The organism is Gluconacetobacter takamatsuzukensis, from assembly GCF_014174275.1.
Classification (GTDB): domain Bacteria; phylum Pseudomonadota; class Alphaproteobacteria; order Acetobacterales; family Acetobacteraceae; genus Gluconacetobacter; species Gluconacetobacter takamatsuzukensis.
In genome coordinates this window covers 124595-147972 of sequence record NZ_JABEQK010000010.1, presented here as the reverse complement: position 1 = coordinate 147972, position 23378 = coordinate 124595, and the positions used below count along the sequence as shown (strand labels likewise).

Sequence of the window (23378 nt, the reverse complement as noted above, 5' to 3'; positions counted from 1 at the left end):
GGTCCGCCGGCCGGGTCAAGACCGGCGGGCAGAGGGTTTGGCAGTTTACCCGACGCGGGGTAGGGTCCGCCATCATGCAGCGTTTCCGCTCTTTTTGCGCGTTCCTTCTGGCGCTGGCGGCGCCGGCCGGTCTCCTCCATGCGCGGGAGGTGTCGGGCCAGCCCGCCCCGGTCGTGGATGGTGCGCGGGCCACGTGGCCGGTCGGCCTCGACGGCCCGTACCTGGTGGCCACCGTCGCGGCGCTGGAAGGCGACGACGCCGTGGCCGCGACCGCCTTCCGCCAGGCCGCGGAGGTCGCGCCCGGGCAGCCGGCGCTGTTGCGGCGCGCTTTTCTCTATAGTGCCCTGGCCGGCGACGACTCGGCCGTCGCCCTGGCGGCGCGGCTGCCGGGCCAGGCGCTGGCCGAGCTGGTGCAGGGCAATGCCGCGGTGCGGGCGGCGCAATGGACCGATGCCCTGGCGCATTACGACGGCGCGCGCAAGGACGCGCTGCTGGCGACCATCCGCCCGCTGCTGGAGGCCTGGACCCTGCTGGGCGCCGGGCAGGGCGAGCGCGCGCTGGCCGGGCTGGAGCCGCTGGCGGCCGACCGCGACCTGGGGGGATATTATGCCGTGCATGCCGCGCTGATCGCGCGGGCGGCCGGCTGGCCCGACCGGGCGGCGCGCTACGAGCACGCGGCCCTGGCCACCCCGGCGGCGGGCCACGACCTGTTTACCGTGCTGGTGCTGGGGCACTGGCTGATCGGCCAGGGGCAGCGCGAGCAGGCCCTGCACCTGGTCGACGGGCTGCTGGCCGGGGCGCCCGGCCTGTCGCTGTCGCGGCAGGGCATTGTGGCGGCGATGGACCGCGCGCCGCCGGCCACGCCGAAGCAGGGCATCGCGCAGGCCTATGTCTTCCTCTCCGGGCTGGTGGGGCAGGAAGTGGCGCGGATGCCCGACCCGTCGGGCCGGCTGGCCCACGATGTGGGGCTGCGGGACATGCGCATGCTGCTGCTGCGCTTCGCGCTGGGGCTGGACCCGGCGGTGGGGCAGGCGCGGCTGATGCTCTCGGCCCTGCAATATGAGGGCGGGCATGCGGCGGCGGCGCGCGATACGCTGGCTGCCGCGGCGGCGGACGACCCGCTGGCCACCGTCATCCAGCTTCAGCTCGCGCGGCTGGATGCGGCTACCGGGCGGTGGGACGAGGCGAATGCGGCGCTCGGCCGCCTGGCCGCCGCCCAGCCCGACCAGCCGCGCATCTGGGAGACGCTGGGCGACCTGCAATCGGACCGGCAGGACTGGCAGGGGGCCGAGGCCTCCTATACCCGCGCGATCGCGGCGCTGGGGCATCTGACGGGCGACGACTGGCAGCTTCTGTTCGGGCGGGCCGTGGCCTATGACCGGCTGGACCGGTGGCCGCAGGCGCAGGCCGACCTGGAGCGCGCGCTGGCGCTGGCGCCCGGCGAGGTGCTGGTGATGAATTACCTGGGCTATTCATTGGTGCAGCAAGGGCGCGAGTTGCCCCGTGCCGAGTCGCTGCTGCGCCGTGCCGTGGCGCTCGAGCCCCAGAACGCGGCGATCCGCGACAGTCTGGGGTGGGCGCTGGTGCGGCAGGGGCATGTCGCAGAGGGGGTGGAACTGCTGGAGCGCGCGGCGGAACAGACGCCCGAGGACCAGGCGGTCAATTACCATCTCGGCGTGGCCTACCAGGAATCGGGGCGGCTGCGCGAGGCCGTGAACCAGTGGCATTTCGCCCAGGGGCTGCCCCCCAGCGATCCGGGCGACGCGCAGCGAATCAGCGCCGCCCTTGCGGACGCGGCGCGTTCGGTCCATCAGGTCGAGCCGCCCGTTCAGGCACAGTCGGGCCAGAAGAAGGACTGAACCGCCCGTGACAGGGACCCTGTACGAATCCGCCCACGCGAAGATCAATCTCTACCTGCATGTGACCGGGCGCCGGCCGGATGGCTATCATCTTCTGGACAGCCTCGCGGTGTTCGCCGGTGCCGGCGACACGCTGGCCCTGCATCCCGGCCATGGGACGGCCGGCACGGTTTCGCTGGACATTACCGGCCCGTTCGGCGCCGGGCTGGTGGCCGACGCCGACAGCAACCTGATCCTGCGCGCGGCACGCCTGCTGCGGGCGGAAATGGGCGGTACCGACCGACTGGATTCGCTGCATATCGTCCTGGACAAGATGCTGCCCGTCGCCTCGGGCATCGGCGGCGGGTCGGCCGATGCGGCGGCGGCGCTGCGCCTGCTGCTGCGCGCCTGGCCCGGCAACGTGCCGCGCGAGCGGCTGATGGCGCTGGCGGCCGAGCTTGGGGCCGATGTGCCCGTGTGCATCGACCAGCGCGCCGCCCGCATGGGCGGCATCGGCGAGCGGCTGGACCCGGCGCCCGCCCTGCCGTCCTGCGGCATGATGCTGGTCAATTGCGGCGAGGCGGTTTCCACGCCCGCCGTGTTCCGGTCGCGCGCGCCGGTCTTTACCCCGGCCGCCGCCCTGCCTTCCGCCTGGCCCGACGTGGCGGCGATGGTGCGCGATCTTTCAGCCCTGACCAACGATTTGCAGGATGCGGCCTGTGCCCTCTGCCCCACGATCCGCACCGTGCTGGACGTGCTGGAAGCCGCGCCCGGCTGCCGGCTGGCGCGCATGAGCGGATCGGGTGCGACCTGTTTCGCGCTGTTCGACACCCCGCAGGCCGCGCACGACGCGCAGGCGGCGGTGGAGCGACCAGGCTGGTGGACCTGGTCCGGCGGTTTGTGCCCGTAAACGCGGGCTGGTGGCGATCCGACGCGCGTTTACGGGCACAAACTGGGCGGCACGGGGGGAGCCGGCGGTCCGACGTGGGTCAATTGCCTCCGTAGCCGAGCCGGACGGTGGGGCGCATCGGCTTCATGCTGAAAGCAGTGATAATGGCGACCGAGAGTATCATGCATATGATGCTGCCCTCCGGTCCGTTCGTGCCGCCGGTCAGCCAGTCGGCTCCGCTTGGTACAGTGCGTAGCAATGCCGTGCTTGCGGCATGCCCGCTATCGTTGGCGCCGAACAGCGCGGTTTCTGTCCAGTCCCAGGCTGCGTGGAATCCGATAGGCAGCATCAGGCTGCCGGTTCGGTGAAGCATGGCGCACAGGGCCAGGCCCAGCGCACCGGCTTCGACCGCCCCCCAGAGCGATGTTCCGCCCAGCATGTGGGCGGCGCCGAACAGGCATGACGTGGTGATTGCGGCGCCTGCAAAACCGAAGCTTGCCGTCAGCTGGCGCTGGATGTAGCCGCGAAAGACGACCTCCTCCGTCAATGCGACACAGCCGAAGAGGACGATCTGGGCCAGAAGAGCGATGAAGAGTCGCGACGTGAGGGATTCTGGAGAGAGCGTGATCTCGAATCCGCCGAGCACCCATATTGTACCCATCAGCGTCACCGCGCCGGCAAAGCCTATGGCCACGCCGCTGACGATATGCCGCGCCCAGCGGAGATCCGCGAGATTGCCGCCCGGCAGGAAACGTGTGCGGCGGGTGGCCCCGGGGGTGATCCCGTCGGGGCGCAGGATCATGATCGCGGTAGCGCCCAACCCGACCAGGGCCTGAACGATGTTTGCGATGAGGCCTGCCAGGAGTGGCGGCAAGTGATAATGATTTTGTCTCGATGCGAAAATATGCGCTGCGAATCCGACTGCGGCGGCGATCGCCGCGACCACCAGAATGAAGAGCAACGCATTCAGGCATGCGCGAAGGCGCAGGCGGCGACAGGGCATGGGTTCCGGGCTCCGGTATGGTGGGGCACGTCTGGCGTCACGACAGGGCAGAGAGGCAGAGAGGCAATGCACCACGCTACCCGCGTGCGGACGGATGACGGAAGACCGGGGGGTTGTGATATCGTGCGCGCAACGACGAGGGGGGAGTGGGGATGAGCGCGCGCATGCAGGTGACTCTGTCCGACGATCGCCGGACGGCCACGCTGGCGTTTCTGGACGGGAGCGGGGTGGAGGGGACGATTGCCTTCACGCTGGAGCAGTTGGGCGAACTGATTGCCAGCCTCGGGACGGTTCGGAGCGCGATGGTCGAGAACACGCCGCCGCCGCCGATCGAGGGGGCGCCGGTCGTGCCGGTCTTTCGCACCAACTGGGCCGTCCAGCCCGACGCGTTGAGCGAGGGATCGCTGATCGCCTTCCAGCATCCGGCCTATGGCCCCGTCGGGCTGGCCCTGGCGCCCGAGGATTCGCGGCGCGTGGCCCAGGCCCTGACGCGGCACCAGGCCATGATGCACCCCAGTACCGGTGGAACGGGCCTGCCGAGCTAGGGCGCGCGCCCTGTCGGATCGCCGCCGGACCGCATTGACGCTCAGGCTCTCAGACGCGTCGGAGCAGCCTGACCAGGGGCACCGAGCAGATGAAGGTGTCGGACGGGCTGGTGCGCCAGGGCAGGACCAGCCGTTCGTAGCGGCACCAGAATCTTGCGCCGTCGGTGCCGGTCATGAGGGCCTCGATGAGTTCCAGGCGGGGTTCCCGGCTGGCGGCGGCCGTGAAATAGGCGCGGGTCGTCGGAATCATGTAGTCGGCATCGGGCAGGTCCCGGATGTCCTGGCCCAGGAATTTTTCGTAGGAGATGCCGCTGTGCCGCTCGTAGGTCTGGGGCCAGGCCTCGACCAGGCAGCGGTCGCCGCCCGGCATCCATGTCAGGCCGCCGCCGCCGAATGTGGGATCCTGGGCGATTTTCGCCATGTTGCGTGTCGTGGCATGGCGATTTGCCCTCCGCCATGCCGTCAGCGCCGTTTGCAGTCCGGCGCGTTTCGGGGCCCCGATGCGGTCCATGGACAGGGGAATGATGGTGGGCGCCACGGGCGATGCCATGTCGGCGGGGGTTGCGGCCTGGAGTGCGCGCAGGCGGGCGATGGCGTCATGGCGGTTTTGAAAAACCTCCAGCGGCGCAAACAGGGATCCGATCCGCTCCAGGACGAAGCGCTGGCGCGGCCGGGTGAGGATGATCTCGATCACCCGGTGCAGGCAGGCGGTTGGAAACAATGCGGGCTGGAAACGGATGCGGGTATGGCTGGGAAACGTCTCGATGATGGAAAAGCCGAGATTCTGGACGGAATGAGAAACGAAATCGGTATTTTTCCCGAAAAATCCGAAATATTTGAAAAAATCCCGGCTATGGGGATTCCACGTTCTTCCGTTCGGCGCGACCAGTATCTGCATTTTCTTACTTTTTGATGAATCGTGCGGATGCGTGCCGACCCGGTACCGGTGTGCGGGGGCGGCCGGGCTGTCAGAGGGCCGGCGGCTCGATGGGCCAGTCGGCGCGGGCGAGTGCCCTTGGGGCCAGGCGGGCCATCAGCAGCGCGAAGGCGACGGCCGCCACGGGCAGGGCCCAGGCCAGGTCGGGCACAGGGGTCTTGCCGAACAGGATCTGGGTGTAGATCTGGGTGCCGACCAGGCTGCCCAGCATCGACAGCAGCAGCATGATGCCGAGGCGGTTGGTCAGGGGCGAGAACACGGCGAGGCTGGGCAGGTAGCTGCCACCCACCACGACCGCCGCCAGTGCCGGGGCAGCCGCCAGGGCGCGCAGGGGCGGCACCGCGCCCATCAGGGAGGCGGCCAGGGCGGCGAACAGGCCCAGGATGATGCCGGCCATCACCGCGCGGCCGGCATGGGCGCGATAGAGGGCGCGCGCGAAATCGGCCCGCGCGCCGAACGGGCCGAGCGACAGCAGGAACGGCCAGTCGCGGCGCGCCAGCATCCAGTTGGGCAGCGCCACCGCGCCGAGCATGACGACCTGCCCCAGCGCGGTCGTACCGGCCTCGCGCGCATCCTGGAGCGTGGGCGCGTGCAGGGTGCTGATGGCATTGACCAGCAGGCCGAAGCCCGCGAACACCAGCAAGACCGCCGCCGACTGCACGAGCAGGCCCAGCGGTGCGCCGGACGCCAGCCCGTTGGGCAGCGGCATCGCGCGCAGGCGCGGCGGCTGCCACATCAGCGCGCGCACCAGGGCCAGGGTCGCGGCGCCCGGCGGCTTGCGCCGACGCCGGCGGGCGGCGGGGGCGTGCTCGCCGGGATGGGCGAAGGGGCTGTGATGCAGTTCGACCAGGGCCGCCGGCAGGGTGACGGCCAGCAGCCCCAGGGCGACGAACCACGGGGCACGCATCAGCATGTCCTGCATCGTCGGGATCATGAAGGTGACGAACAGGACCAGCACGATGCCGGTGCGGACCTTGCGCAGGCGCGGCCGCAGGATTTTCGGCCCGGCCAGGTCGCTGCCGGTGCTGAGCGAGAGATTGAGCGATTCCAGCGCCAGCACGTTCAGCAGGGGCGCGTGGCGCATGACCGCGGGCACGGCCAGCAGCGCCAGCCCCAGCGCGAGCATGACGTGGATCGCCCGGTATTCGGCCGCGAGCAGGCCCGGGACCATCGGCGACAGCGGCGAGCGCACCTGCCGCCAGTACTGGCAGCACAGGCCGGTGAACAGCGATTGCTGCGTCAGCCACCAGAACATGCCGATATCGTGCAGGCTGGTGAACGGCCCGGCCGGGATATGGCGCAGGCTGTCGGCGGTGATGACGAGATAGACCGCCGCCGAGATCAGCGTGGGATTTTCGCGGATGAAGACCGGCGAGGCATAGAGCCGGAGCGCGTGCAGCGTGGCTTTCATCGGGCGTTCATCGGGTCAGGGCCAGGAACAGCCGCTCGACGTCTCCCGGCAGCATCGTGTGGCCCGCGCCGGCCGCTGCCTCGTCCAGTGCCGGGTGCCAGCCGCGCACCCATATGCCCTCCGCCCCCTGGTCTGCGATGACCTCGACATCCCAGCGGGCCTCGGGCGGGGCGGACAGGCGGCGGACGGTGGCCGCGATTTCCGGCGCCGTCATGTCCAGCATGATCCGGCCGTGGCGCATCATCACGAACCGGTCGCCGATATCCTGAAGATCGGAGATGATGTGCGAGGAAATCAGCACGCTGGCCCCGGTGCGCCGCGCATAGGCCGGCAGCAGGCGCATGAAATCGTAGCGGGCCTGCGGGTCCAGGCTGGCGACGGGCTCGTCCAGCACGATCAGGTCGGGGCCGAAGCGCAGGGCCAGCACGATCGCCAGCCGCTGGCGCTCGCCGCCCGACAGGGTCTTGATCCGCGCGCGGGGGTCCAGGGCTGCCCATTCCTCCCACGTCCGGTCCTCGGCATCGTCGGGGCGGGCGCGGTACTGTGCCAGATAGGCCATCAGTTCCCCGACCCGGAACCAGGTGAAGCCGGTCATGGTCTGCGGCACGAAGCCGATGCGCGCGCGGGTTTCGGCGCGCAGGGACGCGGCCTCCTCGCCCCACAGGCGCACGCTGCCGCCATCGGGCGAGAGCAGGCCGAGCACGCAGCCGATCAGCGTGGTCTTGCCCGCGCCGTTGGGGCCGAGCAGGGCCGCGATCTCGCCGGCGCGCAGGGTCAGGCTGAGATCGTCGAGGACGGCGCGGCCGCCGAGGACCTTGCGCAGATGGGCGATCTGTACCGGGGTTTGCTGAACTGGCGTGGCCTGGTCTGTCATCGCTCGCGCTTCGGAAAAGAGTGCGGAACGTTGCAGCGACGGACGATTTTCTGTCAAGCCGGGCGGTGCCGGGGGAACGGGGCCGCCGGCAGGCGCGGCCTCAGGCGCCCGGTCGCCGCCGGGCGGCGAGGATGGCGCCGATGCCGGCGGCCAGTGCGGTGCCGGTCAGGATCGCGCGCAGGGTGGTGGTCAGCAGCACCGGCATGCGCCGCCGGCTGAGATGGTCGAACGGGCCGTGCGCGCCGTGGGCGCCGGGGACCGGGGCGAACAGATTGTCCGCCGCGTCGTCGGGGGCGGGGTATTTTTCCAGCTGCTGGCGATAGGCGTGGACGGCCTGGCGGCGGTCCAGCAGCGCGGGGGCCAGCAGGGCGGCCACCCGCTGGCCGATGCCCGACAGGCCGACCCGGACGTCGCGATGGCGGCCGAAGGCGGCGCGGCTGATGGCCTCGGCCGCGATTTCGGGCTCGAAGACCGGGCCGGCGGGGCGCAGGCGCTTGCCGGTATGGTTGCGCGTCCAGACGAAGCGCGGGGTATTGATGGCCGGCAGGCTGACCAGCGACAGCAGGATGCGGTCGCCGTCATGCAGGATTTCGGGGCGCAGGCTTTCGGTGAAGGCGCGGATCGCCGCCCGGGCGCCGCTTTCGATGCTGCGCAGCGGGCGGGGCAGGGAGAGCGCGTCGAGATTGACGATGGTGCCGTAGCCGCGCCGGCGCATGCGGATCAGCGCCGTGCGGGTGCCGAAGACGGTGCCCAGATAGGTGACGTCGGTCGCGCGGCGGATTTCCTCGGGCGACAGTTCCACGAGCTGGCCGCTGACCCCGGCGCCGGCGCAGTTGACCCACAGGGTGATCGGACCCAGCGTGTCCTCGACCTGGTCGGCCGCGCGTTCCAGCGCCTCGGCGTCCGTGACGTCGGCGACGACGGCAAGGGTGCGGATATGCAGCGCCGCCAGTTCCGCCGCCGCGTCGTCCAGCCGGGCCGCGTCGCGGCCGACCAGCGCCACGTCGCACCCCGCGCGCGCCAGGGTGCGCGCGGTGGCGCGGCCGATGCCGGCGCCTGCTCCGGTAATGACGGCGATCTGGTGAGGCATGGGGCGGGCTCCGTTGCGCAACTCTGTCTGGTGCCCTGTTTGCTCTTGGATCGGGCGCGCCGCAAGTCGGGGCGGCCATGCCCGATCGTGCGGCCTACAGATATTTCAGCGCCGCGAAACCGCCGACCAGCACGGCGCCGAACAGGGCGGCCACCAGGGTCAGTCGGCGTTCGATGAAGGACTGGATCGGCGGGCCGAAGCGGCGCAGCAGGGCGGCGAGCAGGAAGAAGCGCGCGCCGCGCGTGACGATACAGGCCAGCACGAAGGGCAGCAGCGGAAAATGCGCGGCACCGCTGGCGATGGTGACGATCTTGAACGGGATCGGGGTCAGCCCCTTGAAGAGGATGATCGCGACCCCCCATTGGCGGAACTGGGCCTGCATCGCGACCAGCCGCGCTTCCGCATGGTAGAAATGGATGATCGGCATCGCGACATGCTCCAGCAGGGCACTGCCGATATACCAGCCCAGCAGGGCGCCGCAGACGCTGGCCAGCGTGCACAGCCCGGCCAGCGCCCACGCCCGGTCGCGATGGGCCAGCACCATCGGCACCAGCAGGATGTCGGGCGGCAGGGGAAAGACACTGGCCTCGGCAAAGGCGATCACGGCCAGCCACAGCGGGGCGTGGCGGGCGGCGGCCAGGGAGAGAGTGCGGGCGTAGAGTCGGTCGAGCATGATCGGTCCGCCATGTCGGGTGTCAGGGCCGGAATGCCATCCGTCACAACGCCCGACAAGCGCGGCGTGCGCAGCGGGAGCGTATCGAATTCCAAGATTATCCGAAAATATTGCGGAGGACACGCCGCTGGCGGGCATTGAACCCGAGATTGACCGGAAACGCGCGTCGGATCGCCACCGGCGCGCATTTCCGCTCAATCTCAGCAGACCAGCGTGACTGTGGCGCGTAGCCCGTGTGGCGTGCGATTGCCCAGGCGGATGTCGCCGCCCAGGCCCCAGATGATGTTGCGCGCGATGGCCAGGCCCAGGCCGGTGCCGCCGGTTTCGCGGTTGCGACTGACCTCGGCGCGGACGAACGGCTCGAACATCCGGTTGAGGTCCTCGGGCGGCAGGCCGGGGCCGTCATCCTCGATCAGGACCGTGACCAGCCTTTCGCCCTCGTTTTCCGCCTGCGGGGCCTCCAGCGTGATGCGCGCGCCGCCGCCATAGAGGATGGCGTTCTGGATCAGGTTGTTCAGCGCGCGTTTCAGCGCCACCGGCCGGGCCTCGATCGTGACCGTCGGCGGCGGCTCGGCGAAGCCGATCGCGTCGGCCTGGTCGGGGTGGGTTTCTGCGGCCTCGTCGAGGATGGTCTGGAGCAGGGCCGTCAGGTCCAGCCGGCCCATCGGCTCGCGGCGCGAGGTGTCGCGGCCGAAGGCGAGGGTGGCGGAGACCATGGCCTCCAACTCGTCGAGGTCGGCCAGGAACTTGCCGCGCAGTTCGTCGTCCTCGACGAATTCGGCGCGCAGCTTCAGGCGGGTGATCGGGGTGCGCAGGTCGTGGCCGATGGCCGTCAGCATCAGCGTGCGGTCGGTCAGGAACCGGCGGATGCGGCTGGCCATGGTGTTGAAGGCCTGTGCCGCGCGGGCGATTTCCAGCGGTCCGTCCTCGGACATCGGCGGGGCGTTGACGTCGCGGCCCAGGGCCTCGGCCGCCGCCGCCAAGGTGCCGACGGGGGCGACCAGCCGCCGCACGCCCCAGACGATCAGCACGCCGCCGGCCACCGTCATCAGCGCGAAGGCGGTGGGGAAGGTGGGGGAGCGGAACGGGTTGGCCGGCCGCAGCGTGTAGGTGATGGTCAGCCACCGCGTCTCGTCGGGCAGCAGGAAGGCCACCGCCCGCTGGGGGGCGCCGCGCGGGGCGTTGAACAGGATCTGGCGGGGCCGCAGATGCGGCGGCAGCGGCGGCAGGCTCTGGGGCGGGCGGCCGAAGGGCGGCTGGCCGAACGGGGGCTGGCCCATGCGCATATGGGCCATCGGGTCGTCGGCCGTCTGTTCGACCATGTCGGGGTCGGGGCCGGGGGTGAGGGCGATGTGGAAGGTCGGGGGCGGGTGCAGGGCCCGCAATTCGGCCTCGCGGTCCTGCGGCTGGGTCTCGACGATCGAGCGGTAGATCATGCCGACATGATTCTGGCTTTCCTGCTGGATCATGCGGCGGTCGAAATCGATGCGGTCCAGCGCGTGGACGCCCAGGCCGATGGCCTCGATGATGCCCAGCCCGACGATCAGCACCAGGCTGGTGCGGGCGGCCAGCGACCGGGGCCAGAACCAGCGGAGCACGCGGCGGGGGAGGGTCGGGATGTCGGCCGCCGGGCCGGACTCGGTTGCGTTCATCGGGTGGTATTCATTCGGGGGCGATCATCGGAGTCGCGGCCGTCAGCGGCGTTCGACGTCGGAGGCCAGCACGTAGCCGCCGCCGCGCACCGTCTTGATCAGCTGCGCGTTGCGGCCGTTATCTTCCAGCTTGCGGCGCAGGCGGCTGATGGCGACGTCGATCGCGCGGTCGAAGGGCCCGGCCTGGCGCCCGCGCAGCAGGTCGAACAGCATGTCGCGCGTCAGCACCCGGTTGGCGCGGTCCAGCAATGCCGTCAGCAGATCGTATTCGCCGCCCGTCAGCGCGACTTCGGCGCCGTCGGGGTTGAGCAGCCGCCGCCGGGTGGCGTCCAGCGTCCAGCCCGAGAAATACAGGCATTGCGACAGGCTGCCGCCGCTGCGGGTGGTGGCGGCCTCGGTCGTGCGGCGCAGGACGGCGCGGATGCGCGCCAGCAACTCGCGCGGGTTGAAGGGCTTGGGCAGGTAATCGTCGGCGCCCATTTCCAGGCCGATGATGCGGTCGGTCTCCTCGCCCATCGCCGTCAGCATCACGATGGGCACGTTGGCCTGCTCGCGCAGCCAGCGGGCGAGTTCCAGCCCGGTTTCGCCGGGCAGCATCAGGTCCAGCACCACGATCTGGTAATGACCGGCCTGCCACGCCTTGCGGGTTTCGCGCCCATCGCGCGCGGTGGTGACGCGGAACATGTTGCGTTCGAGGAAACGGGCGAGAAGATCGCGGATTTCGCGGTCGTCGTCGACGACCAGAATATGAGGCAGGGGCTCCATCCCCCCATTCTACCGCTCTTTTTCGCGTCGTGCAGCCGGTGTTTCATTCGGTTGCAATCGGGCCCCCGGCCGGGGGTTCGGAAAAAAAACGCGGCGGACCCGCCGGAAGCCTGTGACAGGAGCGCCCGGTTCATGCACAGGATTGGGGATGGAACATTCCACCCTGTCCCCGGTCGCGCGTACGCCCGGCCGTTTCGTACGTCCGGCGGTCCTGCTCGGTGCGCTGTCGGCCCTTTTCGTCCTGTCGCCGGGCGCGGTGCGCGCGGCGGACCAGGTGGCGCCGGCACCGGCCGGGGGGCCGCCCTATGCCGGCAACCCCGCCCGGGACATGCCGACCGGCGACCTGCCCGAACTGACGGCGCCGCCGCCGGTGCTGATGGCCGCGCCGCCGCCGCCCCGGCCGGACCATGCCGGGCCCGCCACCGCCACGCACCGGCTGGGCAGCCTGATCGACCGCGACGTGGTGGCGCCCGATGGCGGCCATGTGGGGCAGGTGATCGACGTGCTGCTGGACCAGGAAGGCCACCCGGCCGCGATCGTGGTGGATGTCGGCGGGTTTCTGGGGGTGGGCAACCGCCGCATCGCCATTGCGTGGGATGCGTTCGCGATGGGCGGGCTGACGGAAAAGAGCCCGGTCAAGCTGCGCATCGACGGGGCGGGCGTGCGCTCGGCCGCCGCCTACGACCCGACCTCGATGGATGTGACGGTGGTGCAGGCGCCGCCGCCCGCGCCCGTGGTGCCGCCCGCGCCGGCGGCGGCGCCCGTGGCCCCCGTGATGGCCCCGGCCGAGGCCGAGCCGGGGCCGGTATCGGTCGAGCCCCAGCCGGTGCCGCCGCCGCTGGTGCCCCCCGCGCCGGGGGCGGGAGGGGACGGGCCGCCTGCCGGGCATGCCGCCGCCGGCCGGTCGGGGTTCATGGCGCGATGACCCGGCGCCACAAGAGCCAGCGCGGGGACGGCCCTGCGTGAAACTGCCCAGGAACAGCCAGCGCGGGCTGGATTTGCTCAATTTCTTCGTCGGAAATCTGCAGGCTTCTTTCGGCTCGTTCATCGCGGTGTATCTGACCGGCGCCCACTGGACGCAGGGGCAGATCGGCTTTGTCCTCAGCATCGGGTCGATCACCGCCATGGTCAGCCAGGTGCCGGCGGGCATGCTGGTCGACCGGCTGCGCGACAAGCATCGGGTCGCTGCGCTGTCGATCCTGGCCGTGATCTTCTCGTGCCTGCTGCTGGCCATCTTTCCGCAGCAGATGCCCGTCGCCCTGGCCGAGGTGCTGCACGGGCTGGCCAGCTGCACGCTGACGCCGGCGATCGGCGCGATCACGCTGGCGGTGGTGGCGGCGCAGGTGCTGCGCCTGCCCGACGACGGCAAGGGGCTGCTGGGCGAGCGGTTCGGCCGCAATGCCAGCTTCGCCGCCATCGGCAATGCCATCGGCTCGGGGCTGATGGGGGCGGTGGGCTATTGGGTGTCGCCGCAGGCGACCTTCTTCCTCGGGGCCGCGCTGGCGATGCCGGGGCTGATGGCGCTGATGATGATCGAGCCGGCGGAAGCCCCGGCCTCGATCAACACCGCCGCCGTGGCCGAGGGCGAGCGGCCGCCCCGCGCCAAGGGGGCGATGTGGGAATTGCTGCGCGACCGGCGGCTGTTCGCGTTTGCCATCTGCGTCGCCTTCTTCCACCTGTCGGCGGCGGGCATCCTGTCGCTGGCGGCGGGGCAGGTGACGAAGGATGCGGGCAATATCGCCGAGATCGTGATCGCGGCGTGCATCCTGCTGCCGCAGCTTGTGGGCGCGGCGCTGTCGCCGATCATCGGCCGGCTGGCGGAGACGATCGGGCGCCGGCCGGTGATGCTGGTGACGTTCGCCGCCCTGCCGCTGCGCGCCGCCCTGCTGGCGACGACGACAAACCCGTATCTGATCATCGCGATCCAGCTGCTGGACGGAATCAGCTCGTCGTCGTTCGGGGTGATGATGCCGCTGGTGGCCGCCGACCTGACGCGCATCAGCGGCCGGTTCAACATGTGCATGGGCATTCTGGGGCTGGCCATGGGGGCGGGGGCCAGTTTCTCGACCACGCTGGCCGGCACGGTGGCCGACCGCTCGGCCTCGCTGGCCTTCCTGATCCTGGCCGCGGCGGGGCTGGTCTGCGTGATGCTGGTCGCGCTGCTGATGGGCGATACGTCGGGCCCGGACGCGGCGCCGGCCAAGGCGGGCGCCGCCGGCAAGGACGCGGCCGACTGCGTGTCGTAGCGCCCCGCCGCCGGGGGCCGGCGGCGGGGCGGTCGCGGCGGGCCGGTCAGGCCAGCCAGGCGGGAACGGGCAGGTTCTTCTCGCGCAGGAAGGCGGGGTTGAACAGCTTGGACTGGTAGCGGCTGCCGCCGTCGGACAGGATGGTGACGATCGTGTGGCCGGGGCCCATGCTGCGGGCCACGCGGATGGCCGCCGCCACGTTGATGCCCGAGGAGCCGCCGATCGACAGGCCCTCGTGGATCAGCAGTTCGTAGATCAGCTCCAGCGCCTCGGCATCGGGGATGCGCTCGGCGTCGTCGATCGCGATGCCTTCCAGGTTGCCGGTGACGCGGGACTGGCCGATGCCCTCGGTGATCGAGCTGCCGCTGACGCTCATGTCGCCGGACTTGACCCAGCCGTACAGGGCCGATCCTTCCGGGTCGGCCAGGACGATGCGCGGGCGGGCGCGGCCCTCGGCGCGGGCGGAATCCTCCAGCCCCAGCGCGATGCCGGCCAGCGTGCCGCCGGTGCCGCACGAGCAGGTGAAGGCATCGACCCTGCCCGCCGTCTGGGTCCAGATCTCGGGGCCCGTGGTGGCGCGGTGGCCTTCGCGGTTGGCGAGATTGTCGAACTGGTTGGCCCACACCGCGCCCGTTTCCTCGGCCAGGCGGCGCGAGACATGGACGTAATTACCCGGGTCGCGGAACGGCTTGGCGGGCACCAGGCGCAGGTCGGCGCCGATCATGCGCAGGAAGTCGATCTTCTCCTGGCTCTGGGTCTCCGGCATCACGATCACCGAGCGGTAGCCGCGCGCGTTGGCCACCAGCGTCAGGCCGATTCCGGTATTGCCGGCCGTGCCTTCGACCACCGTGCCGCCGGGCTTCAGCACGCCGCGCCGCTCGGCATCGTCGATGATCGCCAGCGCGGCGCGGTCCTTGACCGAGCCGCCGGGATTCATGAATTCCGCCTTGCCCAGGATCTCGCACCCCGTCAGTTCCGACGCGCGCCGCAGGCGAATCAGCGGCGTGTGGCCGATCGCGGCCGTCATGTCGGTGGACGAGGTCGTCCAGCCGGGGGGGGCGGGATTTGCACTTTGGCCCATAACGCAGCACCTTCTCCGCAACGTGCGTGGCGGCTGGTGGCCGCCGGAATGCGCCCGGCCGGGGCCGGGCGCCCGTCAGGCGCACAATGTGCATTCTTGCGATGGGACACAAGATGATCGAGGACGTAGCACCCACCCAGACCTGGGACGCGCTGGGCAACCGCCCGCAGGCGCAGCTGGTCGATGTTCGCACCGATGCGGAATGGATGTTCGTGGGCCTGCCCGACCTGGCGTCGGTCGGCAAGCAGGTGATTCCGGTGTCGTGGCAGGGGCTCGGCGGCCAGCCGAATCCGCGCTTTCTGGAGCAGCTTCAGGCGGCGGGGCTGACGCCGGAGCACGAGATCCACTTCATCTGCCGCTCCGGCGCGCGCAGCCATTCCGCCGCCATGGCGGCGCGGATGGCGGGGTTTGCGCACGTGTTCAACGTCGCGAACGGATTCGAGGGTCCGCTGGATGCCGAGGGCCATCGCGGCGCCCGGGCCGGATGGAAGGCCGACGGCCTGCCCTGGCGCCAGAACTGACGCCACGGGCGCGCGCTGGCGCTCGATCCGGCGCGCGCCCGCGCCCGTGCATTCAGGCCCCTGGGGGCGGCTTGTTCCGTGGGCTCCGGCCCGGCTGGGCGGGGAGCGGGTCAGGGACTTTCGCAGGTTTTCGTCATGTGATCGAAGAACCGGCCGCCGGTGCAGACCGTGTCGGGTGACGTTGCCTGCGGCGGTACCGGCCGGGCAGGGCGGGGCTGCGCGGGATAGGATTGTGCAGGATAGGACTGGGTGGGATAGGATTGCGTCGGATAGGCCTGTGACGGGTAGGCCTGGGACGGATAAGTCTGCGGGCCGGCGTACCCGTATTGCCCGGAGGGATAGGACCCGTCCTGGCCCACTGTCGGCGGGGCCGGGCTGGCATATGTGCCGCTGTCGCGGTTGTCGTAACTGCCATATCCGACGCTCTGGGCCAGGGCCCCGACCGGGGCGATCGCCACGCCCTGCATGAGCGTGATTGCCCCGAACGTCAGAAATCGCCGCATCTGCTGCACTCCGTCAGACCCTGTGATGCAGTCCATACGCCCGAATCGACGCGGTTGTTCCAGCGACGGGGGTGCAGGGCCGCGATGCGTGGGGCGGTGAGGTCGGGCGGATGGCCGGGTCAGGAGGCCCGGCGCAGGGCGGCGCCGGCGGTGCGGTCGAGGCGCAGATAGCCCGGGATCGAGAGGATCAGCGGGATGGCGACGACCAGGAATGCCCAGTGGAAATCGGCGGGGGTGAAAGCCGCGGTGGCGGGATGTTCGCCCCGCAGGGTCGCGGTCAGGCGCAGGGTGAGGGCGGCGAAGGCGACGGCCATGCCGATGCACATCTGCTGGGTGACGCTGAGCAGCGTGCTGGCCGCGCCTTTTTCGGCGGGGCCGATATCGGCATAGCCCAGCGTGGCCAGCAGCGTGTACTGCATCGAGCGCGTGACGCCGCAGCCCAGCAGCACCAGCAGCAGGATCGTGACCGGGGTGGCCGGCACCATCGTGCCCGCCAGCAGCACGAACAGCGCGCCCAGAGCCGCGTTGACCGCCGCCGTGGCGCGGAAGCCGAAGCGCGTGAGGATGCGGGTGGTGAACATCTTCATGCCCAGATTGCCCAGCGCGAAGGCCAGCATCAGCGAGCCGGCATGGAAGGCGGTGAGGCCGAAGCCGATCTGGAGCAGCAGCGGTACCAGGTAGGGAATGGCGTCGATCGTCAGGCGCGAGAGCGTGCCCGCCGCCACCGTCACGCCGAAGGTGGGGTGGCGCATCAGCCGGAAATCGAGCAGCGGATGGGTGCGGCCGGCCGCGTGGCGCAGGGTGGCGGTGCCCAGAAGCAGCCCGGCACCGAACAGCAGGGTGGCCAGTACGGGGCTGGCCTGCGTGTTGCTGGCCAGTTCGGTGCCCAGCAGGAGGGCCGTCAGCGCCAGGCCGCCCAGCACGAAGCCGCCCCAGTCCAGCGGGCGGCGCTCGCCGAACTGTTGCGGCACGATGGCGAAGATGACGGCCAGAACCGCCAGGCCCAGCGGCAGGTTGATGAAGAAGATCCAGTGCCAGCTTGCGAATGTCACGATCAGCCCGCCGACCGTGGGGCCGACCACCGGGGCGGCCACCGCCGGCCAGGTGATGGTCGAGATGGCCTGGATCAGGCGGCTGGTCTCGGTATTGCGCACCACGATGAAGCGCCCGACCGGCACCATCATCGCCCCGCCCAGCCCTTGGAGCACCCGGGCGGCGATGAAGGCATCGACACTGCCGGCGAAGCCGCACAGCACCGAGGCGGCGGTGAAGATCGCGACCGCCGTGGCGAAGATGGTGCGCGAGCCGAACCGGTCGGCCATCCAGCCGCTGATCGGGATGAAGACCGCCAGCGTGAGCATGTAGGCCGTCATGCCCAGGCTGAGTTCGTTGGGGCCGACATGGAAGCTGCGTGCCATCGCCGGCAGGGCCGTGGCGATGATGGTGGAGTCCAGATACTCCATGAAGAAGGTGGCGGCGACGATATAGGGCAGGATCGGCATGGGCGGACCATATCGCGCCGGATGCCCGACTTCCATGTCGCATCGAAATAAGAGGGGGCGCGCGGAAATCCCGTGCCCCGGCCGGCGCGTTGCCGTGGCGGTCGGAGAGCGTTCCGGGGGGGCAGGGCGGGCGTTTTCATGGCGTGGCGGCGGATTTCCGCCCTTGCGCCTACATGTTTTGTTTTTGCAACAGACTGTTTCTCATATGTCACAGGTGGGACAGGAAGCATCGGAATGCGTATGGGATAAATTCACTTCGTGTAATGTTGGTGATAGGAAAGCGCCGTTCGCGTTGTTTATTTTAAAAACAACGTCATAAAACTGTATATTATGGAGCCGCCATCATGCCGCCCTTCAGCCCGCGCGCCCCGGAAGTCGAGCCTGCCCGCAGAAGGACGATGGTGGCCGGTTGCCGCCTGCGGCCCCGGCATGCGCTGCTGGCGGCCTCGATCCTGACGGTGCAGCCGGTCGCGCGGGCCGTGGCGGCCGACGCGGCGGAGACTACGACGGAGAGCACGGCGTCGCAGGAGGCCGGCAAGACTGCGGCCGCCCCCGTGCGGGCGGTCGGTGCCGCCGTCGGTGCCCCCGTCGGAGCCGGCGCGCCGGCGGCCCGGCCGGCCGATGCCGGCGAGGCCATTATCGTGACCGGCACGCGCGAGATCGGGAAAAAGGCGCGCGACAGCGTGGCGCCGATCGATATCGTCTCGGCCCGGCAGCTTGCGCAGACCGGGCAGCCGACCTTGCGCGAGGCACTGGGGCAGTTGCTGCCGTCGCTGACGCTGCCGACCGGGGGGTTCGATACCGGTGCGCTGACCTCGGCCTTCAGCCTGCGCGGGCTGAGCCCCAACGAGACGCTGGTGCTGGTGGACGGCAAGCGGCGGCATACCACGGCCAATCTCTATGCCGATGGCGGGCCGCAGCAGGGCACCACGCCGGTCGATATCGACATGATCCCGATGGCGGCGATCGACCATGTGGAGATCCTGCGCGACGGGGCTTCGGCACAATATGGATCGGATGCCGTGGCGGGGGTGGTGAACATCATCCTCAAGAAGCAGGATCACGGTTTCAACGCCGAATCGATCACCGGCATCACGGCGGCCAAGGACGGGTTCCAGCAGGGCGTGTACCTGGATGGCGGCGCGAAGCTGGGCGCGCGCGGGTTCGTGCATGTCAGCGGCGATTTCGTACATGAGGACCATACGTTCCGCAGCGCGCCCGACCTGCGGACGGGGACCAAGATCAACAAGATCCTCGGCCGGCCGGAACAGACGCGCGAGAGCGTGGCGGTGAAGGCCGGGTACGACCTGACGGACGATATCCACGCCTATGCGCTGGCCACCTATGCCCACCGGCATGCGGAAGCGTTTCAGAATTACCGGCTGCCGGGTTCGCTTGCGAATTATCCTGCCTATGCCGCCATCTATCCCAACGGCTATTCGCCGCTGGAGACGCTGGACGAGGATGACTGGGAAGTCACGGCCGGGGTGAAGGGCGTGGTGCTGGGGTGGAACTGGGACCTGTCATCGGTCTACGGGCGCGACTATGACGCGATCGGCCTGAAGGATTCGGCGAATTTCGCGGTCGCGCGCGATACCGGCCGCACGCCGACGGTCATCGCGGCCCAGGGATTCAACAATTCCCAGTGGAGCAATACGTTTGACCTGAGCCGGGCGTTTCATGTCCAGGGCTGGCCGCACAGCATCAACGTGGCCGGCGGGGCGACCTATCGCTACGAGAGCTATTCGGTCGGGACCGGATCGCCGGATTCGACCTATGGCAGCGGATCGGATGCGCTGGCCGGGACCAATGCGGGCAATGCCGGCAATTTCAATCGCGATGTCGTGGGCGGCTATGTCGATGTCGCGACGCATCTGCTGAAGAACTGGCAGCTCGACCTGGCCGGGCGGTTCGAACATTATACCGATGTGGGCGATACCGAGACCGGCAAGGTTTCCACCCGCTACGATGCCTTCCGGTGGCTGGCGTTCCGCGCCACGATTTCCAACGGTTTTCATGCGCCGACGCTGGCGCAGGAACATTACAGTTCGTTGACGCTCTCGCCCACCGCGGCGCGCGGGCTGATCGCGGCGAATTCGCCCGGGGCGCTGGCCAATGGGGCCTCGAAGCTGAAGCCGGAACGTTCGACCAACGTGACCGGCGGCGTGATCGTCGAGCCGGTGAAGAACCTGCATGTGACGGTCGATGTCTATCAGATCAACCTGCGCGACCAGATCCTGCCCGGCGGCAACATCATCGGCGATGCGGCGCGCTCTGCCCTGGGGCTGAACGGCTTTACGCTGCCCGACGGGTCGGACCAGTGGACGGCGGCCTCGCTCTCGACCAACTGGTTTGCGAACGTGGCCAGCACGCGCACGCAGGGGCTGGACCTGACGGCGACCTATCCGACCCGGCTGGGCGATGTCGGGCGGATCGACTGGGACGTGGCCATCAACCTGAACCGGACCCGCCTGAGCCATCAGGCGGATTCCGCGACCGGGCAGCCGCTGCTGTCCGCGCAGAGCATCGCCTACATCACCACTGCCTATCCGCGCAGCAAGATGATCTTCGGCGGGCGCTTCACGCGCGGGGCGTGGACGGTGGGCGTGCACGAGATCCGGTACGGCCAGACCACGTCGCAACTGACCTATTATACCGGCGCGACCAATAGCGGCTCGCTGTCCAGCACGGTCTTCCTGCCGTTTCGCAATACGCCGAAATTCATCACGAACCTGGACATCACCTATCGCGTCGACCGCAACTGGTCGTTCACGCTGGGGGCGAACAACCTGTTCGACGCCCGGCCCAGCCGGGTGCCGGACGGAAACCGCTATCTGGGCGTGCCGCAATATTACATGAGCACGTCGCAACTGGACATGAATGGCGGCTATTACTACCTGCGCGCCAATTTGACCCTTTGAGGAAATGGCGGCAGGGCCCCGGATCCCTGCCCCTCCCAACCATCGAAAAACGACTGGGTTTCCAAAGGGCGACCGCCCTTTGGCGGGGTTCGGGGCGGCGCCCCGAAGGCGCCGCCCCGCACGACGATCAGGCGGCCGAAGCCCCTTTCTCCTTCAACGCCCGCAGCACATCCGCCGGGCGGATCGGCAGGTGGCGCATGCGCACGCCCACGGCGTTGAAGATCGCATTGCCGATGGCGGGTGCCACGACCGTGGTGCCGGGTTCGCCCAGGCCGGTCGGTTTTTCGGTGCTGGGGAGGAATTCGATTTCCATCTCCGGCACGTCGGCGATGCGCAGCGGGGTGTAGGTGTTCAGGTTGCGGTCGCGGGGCAGGCCGCCCACGATTTCCGAGCCTTCGAACAGCGCCATGCTCAGGCCCCACAGGGCCGCGCCCTCGGTCTGGGCGCGGGCGCCGTCGGGGTCGACGATGGTGCCGGCATCGACCACGATCGTCAGCTTCCGGCAGCGCACGATGCCGGTGGCGCGGTCGACATGGACCTCCGCGCAGCAGGCGATCCAGGTCGGCATGCCGCGTTCCTGGCCGAAGGTGGTGGCGATGCCCAGCGCGGTGTCCTTGGGCATGGGGCGGCCCCAGCCCGCCTTTTCGGCCACGCGGCGCACCACGGCCGCCTGGCGCAGCGCGCCGCCGGTGGAATCGGGGGCCTCACCCTTGTTGCGGCCGGCGCCGGTCAGGTGCTCCAGCCGGAACTGGACCGGGTCCTTGCCCTGGATATGGGCGATTTCGTCCCACGAGGATTCCAGGCCCCAGCTGACCCAGCCGGGGCTGACCGAGCGCAGCCAGCCGGGGCGGAAGGTGCGGTTGGCCAGGTCGTTGGACAAGGCGCGCACGCGCAGCGGCCCGACCTCGTACCAATGGTCGCCGCCCGCGATGGCGAACGGGTCGTACGGCTTGCCGTCCACGCCCTTGGACATGAAGGCCGCGGCCATCACCTGCGTCGGCCAGCCGGCGGAGGCGTGATATTCCATGGCCGTGATCGCCTTCTGCCCGTCGAAGGCCACGCGGATGCGCTGGATCGAGGGCGAGCGGAAGGAATCGAACTGCATGTCGTCCGAGCGCGTCAGGATCAGCTTGACGGGCTTGCCCAGCGCCTTGGAGGCCAGGGCCGCCGGGATCATGTAGTCGCCGTTCAGACGGCGGCCGAACCCGCCGCCCAGCAGGTAGCTGCGCAGGACGATGCTCTTCTCCGGCCGGTCCAGCGCCTTGGCCAGGGTAGGCAGGATCAGCGACTGCCACTGGTTGCCGGCGTGGATCTCGAAGATGCCGTCCTTCTCGAACGCCAGCGCGTTGGTGGGTTCGAGCTGGTAATGCAGCACCGAGGCGCAGGTATAATCCTGCGAGAAGGTCGAGGCGGCGGCGGCGAAGGTGGAATCGACGCCCTTGTCGTCGAACACCATCACGCCGCCATCCTTGCGGTCGATCTGGGCGCGGCCGTGGTCGATTACGTCCTTTTCCGAGACGTTGACCGTCTCGCCCGGCGCCCAGTCGACCTTCAGCAGGTCGGCGGCGCGGATCGCGGCGCTGTAGGTGTCGGCGATGGCGACCACCCAGCCCTGCACGACCTCCGACGGGTCCTGGATCACCAGGTAGCGCTGGTAGCCCTTGACGGCGCGGGCGGCGCTGTCGTCGACCGAGCGCACGCGCGAGCCGTAGCGTGTGGGCGGCATCTTGGGCCGGGCGTAGACCATGCCCTCGACCTTGGCGTCGATGCCGTAGATGGCGGTGCCGTTGGTCTTGGCGGGGATGTCCAGCGCCTTAAGCGTCTCGTTGCCGATCAGGTGGCGTTCGGAGGCCGGCTTCAGCGGCAGCTTGGCCATTTCGTCGGGCGTGAAGCTGCGGGTGGGGTGGGCGCGGGCGACGATGTCGCCGTAGCCGATGCTCTTGCTGCCGGCGATCACCATGCCGTCGCGGGTGGTGCACTGGGCGGCGGGCACGCCCAGCAGGCCGGCGCCGGCCTCGGTCAGGGCCAGGCGCGCGGCGGCGCCGGCCTGGCGGAAGACGTCCCACGTCATCCACACCGACCAGCTTCCGCCGGTGACCATCAGGCCCCATTTCGGGTCGCTGTCCACGTAGTTGATCTTTACGTGGTTCCAGTCCGCGTTCATCTCGTCCGCGATGATGCGGGCCAGGGCGGTGCCGACATGCTGGCCCATCTCGGCACGGATGATGTTGACGGTGATGGTGCCGTCGGGCGCGATGGCGCACCAGATCGTGGGTTCGAACGCGCCGTCGCCCGGCAGGCCGGGGGCGGCGAATTGCTGGGCGGCGCGGGCGGCGGGGAAGCCGAACATCACCCCCGTGCCCACGGCCGCCATCAGGAAGCCGCGCCGCGAGAGACCGTTTTCGGCCTCGTTTCCGGCGCGGTTTCCCAGCCCCATCCGACCGAGCTTACCCATTGGACGGTTCTCCCCGCGTGGCCGCTGCGGCCCTCTTGATGGCATCGCGAATGCGGATATAGGTCATGCAGCGGCACAGCGAGCCGCCCATCACCGCGTCGATATCCTCGTCGGACGGCGAGGGGTAGTCGTGCAGCAGGCTGGCAGCCTGCATGATCTGGCCGGACTGGCAGTAGCCGCATTGCGGAACCTGCAAGTCCTTCCAGGCTTCCTGCACCGGGTGGTTGCCGGCGGGGTCCAGCCCCTCGATGGTCGTGATGTCCGCGCCCTGCACCGCCGAAACCGGGGTGATGCAGGAGCGGGTGGCCCGGCCGCCCACATGCACGGTGCAGGCGCCGCACATGCCGATGCCGCAGCCGAACTTGGTGCCGGTCAGGCCGACCTCGTCACGGATCACCCACAGCAGAGGGGTGTCCTCGGGGACGTCGACCGTTACGTCGTGGCCATTGAGCCGAAAACTCGTCATGTCGGG

At 69.8% G+C, this 23378-nt stretch carries 21 protein-coding genes; 8 read left to right on the top strand and 13 right to left on the bottom strand.

Going from position 1 to position 23378, the window contains the following annotated elements:
* The first annotated feature begins 74 nt into the window (after positions 1-74).
* Entirely contained in the window at positions 75-1859 is a 1785-nt protein-coding gene (locus HLH27_RS13370) for a tetratricopeptide repeat protein (protein ID WP_182950531.1), read from the top strand.
* 7 nt (positions 1860-1866) lie between these two features.
* Entirely contained in the window at positions 1867-2748 is an 882-nt protein-coding gene (locus tag HLH27_RS13365) for a 4-(cytidine 5'-diphospho)-2-C-methyl-D-erythritol kinase (RefSeq protein ID WP_338029912.1), read from the top strand.
* 79 nt (positions 2749-2827) lie between these two features.
* Here the strand turns inward: HLH27_RS13365 and HLH27_RS13360 are convergent, their stop codons facing one another.
* Complete coding sequence (locus HLH27_RS13360; protein ID WP_182950530.1) at positions 2828-3730, bottom strand: CPBP family intramembrane glutamic endopeptidase; 903 nt, start codon at positions 3728-3730, stop codon at positions 2828-2830.
* 152 nt (positions 3731-3882) lie between these two features.
* Between HLH27_RS13360 and HLH27_RS13355 the strand changes: the two genes are divergently transcribed.
* Positions 3883-4275: a hypothetical protein gene (locus tag HLH27_RS13355; protein WP_182950529.1), complete on the top strand. Its 393-nt coding sequence runs from the start codon at positions 3883-3885 to the stop codon at positions 4273-4275.
* A 49-nt stretch (positions 4276-4324) separates the two neighbouring features.
* Here HLH27_RS13355 and HLH27_RS17105 read toward each other — a convergent pair whose 3' ends face one another.
* Positions 4325-4696: a hypothetical protein gene (locus tag HLH27_RS17105; RefSeq protein WP_246375884.1), complete on the bottom strand. Its 372-nt coding sequence runs from the start codon at positions 4694-4696 to the stop codon at positions 4325-4327.
* A 177-nt stretch (positions 4697-4873) separates the two neighbouring features.
* Between HLH27_RS17105 and HLH27_RS17100 the strand changes: the two genes are divergently transcribed.
* Entirely contained in the window at positions 4874-5188 is a 315-nt protein-coding gene (locus HLH27_RS17100) for a hypothetical protein (protein ID WP_246375883.1), read from the top strand.
* Positions 5189-5243: 55 nt separating this feature from the next.
* Here the strand turns inward: HLH27_RS17100 and HLH27_RS13345 are convergent, their stop codons facing one another.
* The 6 genes from HLH27_RS13345 to HLH27_RS13320 form a co-directional block, all read right to left on the bottom strand.
* Complete coding sequence (locus HLH27_RS13345) at positions 5244-6623, bottom strand: hypothetical protein (RefSeq protein WP_182950527.1); 1380 nt, start codon at positions 6621-6623, stop codon at positions 5244-5246.
* A gap of 7 nt (positions 6624-6630) precedes the next feature.
* Entirely contained in the window at positions 6631-7497 is an 867-nt protein-coding gene (locus HLH27_RS13340; protein ID WP_182950526.1) for an ABC transporter ATP-binding protein, read from the bottom strand.
* 100 nt (positions 7498-7597) lie between these two features.
* On the bottom strand, positions 7598-8587 hold the full coding sequence (locus HLH27_RS13335; protein WP_182950525.1) for an SDR family oxidoreductase: 990 nt from the start codon (positions 8585-8587) through the stop codon (positions 7598-7600).
* A gap of 94 nt (positions 8588-8681) precedes the next feature.
* Positions 8682-9260 (bottom strand): YqaA family protein, encoded by a 579-nt coding sequence (locus tag HLH27_RS13330; protein WP_182950524.1) that lies wholly within the window; start codon positions 9258-9260, stop codon positions 8682-8684.
* Between the two features lie 200 nt (positions 9261-9460).
* Positions 9461-10912, bottom strand: a complete 1452-nt coding sequence (locus HLH27_RS13325; RefSeq protein WP_182950523.1) for an ATP-binding protein — start codon at positions 10910-10912, stop codon at positions 9461-9463.
* A gap of 42 nt (positions 10913-10954) precedes the next feature.
* Entirely contained in the window at positions 10955-11677 is a 723-nt protein-coding gene (locus HLH27_RS13320; RefSeq protein WP_182950522.1) for a response regulator, read from the bottom strand.
* Positions 11678-11825: 148 nt separating this feature from the next.
* Here HLH27_RS13320 and HLH27_RS17245 point away from each other — a divergent pair, with 148 nt between their 5' ends.
* Both HLH27_RS17245 and HLH27_RS13310 read left to right on the top strand, forming a co-directional pair.
* A complete protein-coding gene (locus HLH27_RS17245; RefSeq protein ID WP_182950521.1) occupies positions 11826-12602 on the top strand; it encodes a PRC-barrel domain-containing protein in 777 nt (258 codons plus the stop codon).
* 37 nt (positions 12603-12639) lie between these two features.
* Positions 12640-13923, top strand: coding sequence for an MFS transporter (locus tag HLH27_RS13310; protein WP_338029911.1), 1284 nt, complete (start codon positions 12640-12642; stop codon positions 13921-13923).
* Between the two features lie 46 nt (positions 13924-13969).
* Here the strand turns inward: HLH27_RS13310 and HLH27_RS13305 are convergent, their stop codons facing one another.
* Positions 13970-15004 (bottom strand): cysteine synthase A, encoded by a 1035-nt coding sequence (locus tag HLH27_RS13305; protein ID WP_182950520.1) that lies wholly within the window; start codon positions 15002-15004, stop codon positions 13970-13972.
* Between the two features lie 113 nt (positions 15005-15117).
* Between HLH27_RS13305 and HLH27_RS13300 the strand changes: the two genes are divergently transcribed.
* Positions 15118-15525: a rhodanese-like domain-containing protein gene (locus HLH27_RS13300; RefSeq protein ID WP_182950519.1), complete on the top strand. Its 408-nt coding sequence runs from the start codon at positions 15118-15120 to the stop codon at positions 15523-15525.
* 110 nt (positions 15526-15635) lie between these two features.
* Here the strand turns inward: HLH27_RS13300 and HLH27_RS13295 are convergent, their stop codons facing one another.
* Positions 15636-16028 carry a hypothetical protein gene (locus HLH27_RS13295; protein WP_182950518.1) on the bottom strand — a complete coding sequence of 131 codons (393 nt, stop codon included), beginning with the start codon at positions 16026-16028 and terminating at the stop codon, positions 15636-15638.
* 119 nt (positions 16029-16147) lie between these two features.
* A complete protein-coding gene (locus HLH27_RS13290) occupies positions 16148-17530 on the bottom strand; it encodes an MFS transporter (RefSeq protein WP_182950517.1) in 1383 nt (460 codons plus the stop codon).
* Between the two features lie 398 nt (positions 17531-17928).
* On the opposite strand from HLH27_RS13290, the gene HLH27_RS13285 reads away from it, so the two are divergent.
* A complete protein-coding gene (locus HLH27_RS13285; RefSeq protein ID WP_182950549.1) occupies positions 17929-20451 on the top strand; it encodes a TonB-dependent receptor plug domain-containing protein in 2523 nt (840 codons plus the stop codon).
* Between the two features lie 127 nt (positions 20452-20578).
* Here the strand turns inward: HLH27_RS13285 and HLH27_RS13280 are convergent, their stop codons facing one another.
* Positions 20579-22906 carry a xanthine dehydrogenase family protein molybdopterin-binding subunit gene (locus HLH27_RS13280; protein WP_182950516.1) on the bottom strand — a complete coding sequence of 776 codons (2328 nt, stop codon included), beginning with the start codon at positions 22904-22906 and terminating at the stop codon, positions 20579-20581.
* On the bottom strand, positions 22899-23372 hold the full coding sequence (locus HLH27_RS13275) for a (2Fe-2S)-binding protein (protein WP_182950515.1): 474 nt from the start codon (positions 23370-23372) through the stop codon (positions 22899-22901). Before HLH27_RS13275 ends, HLH27_RS13280 begins: the two co-directional genes overlap by 8 nt.
* Positions 23373-23378 lie beyond the last annotated feature (6 nt).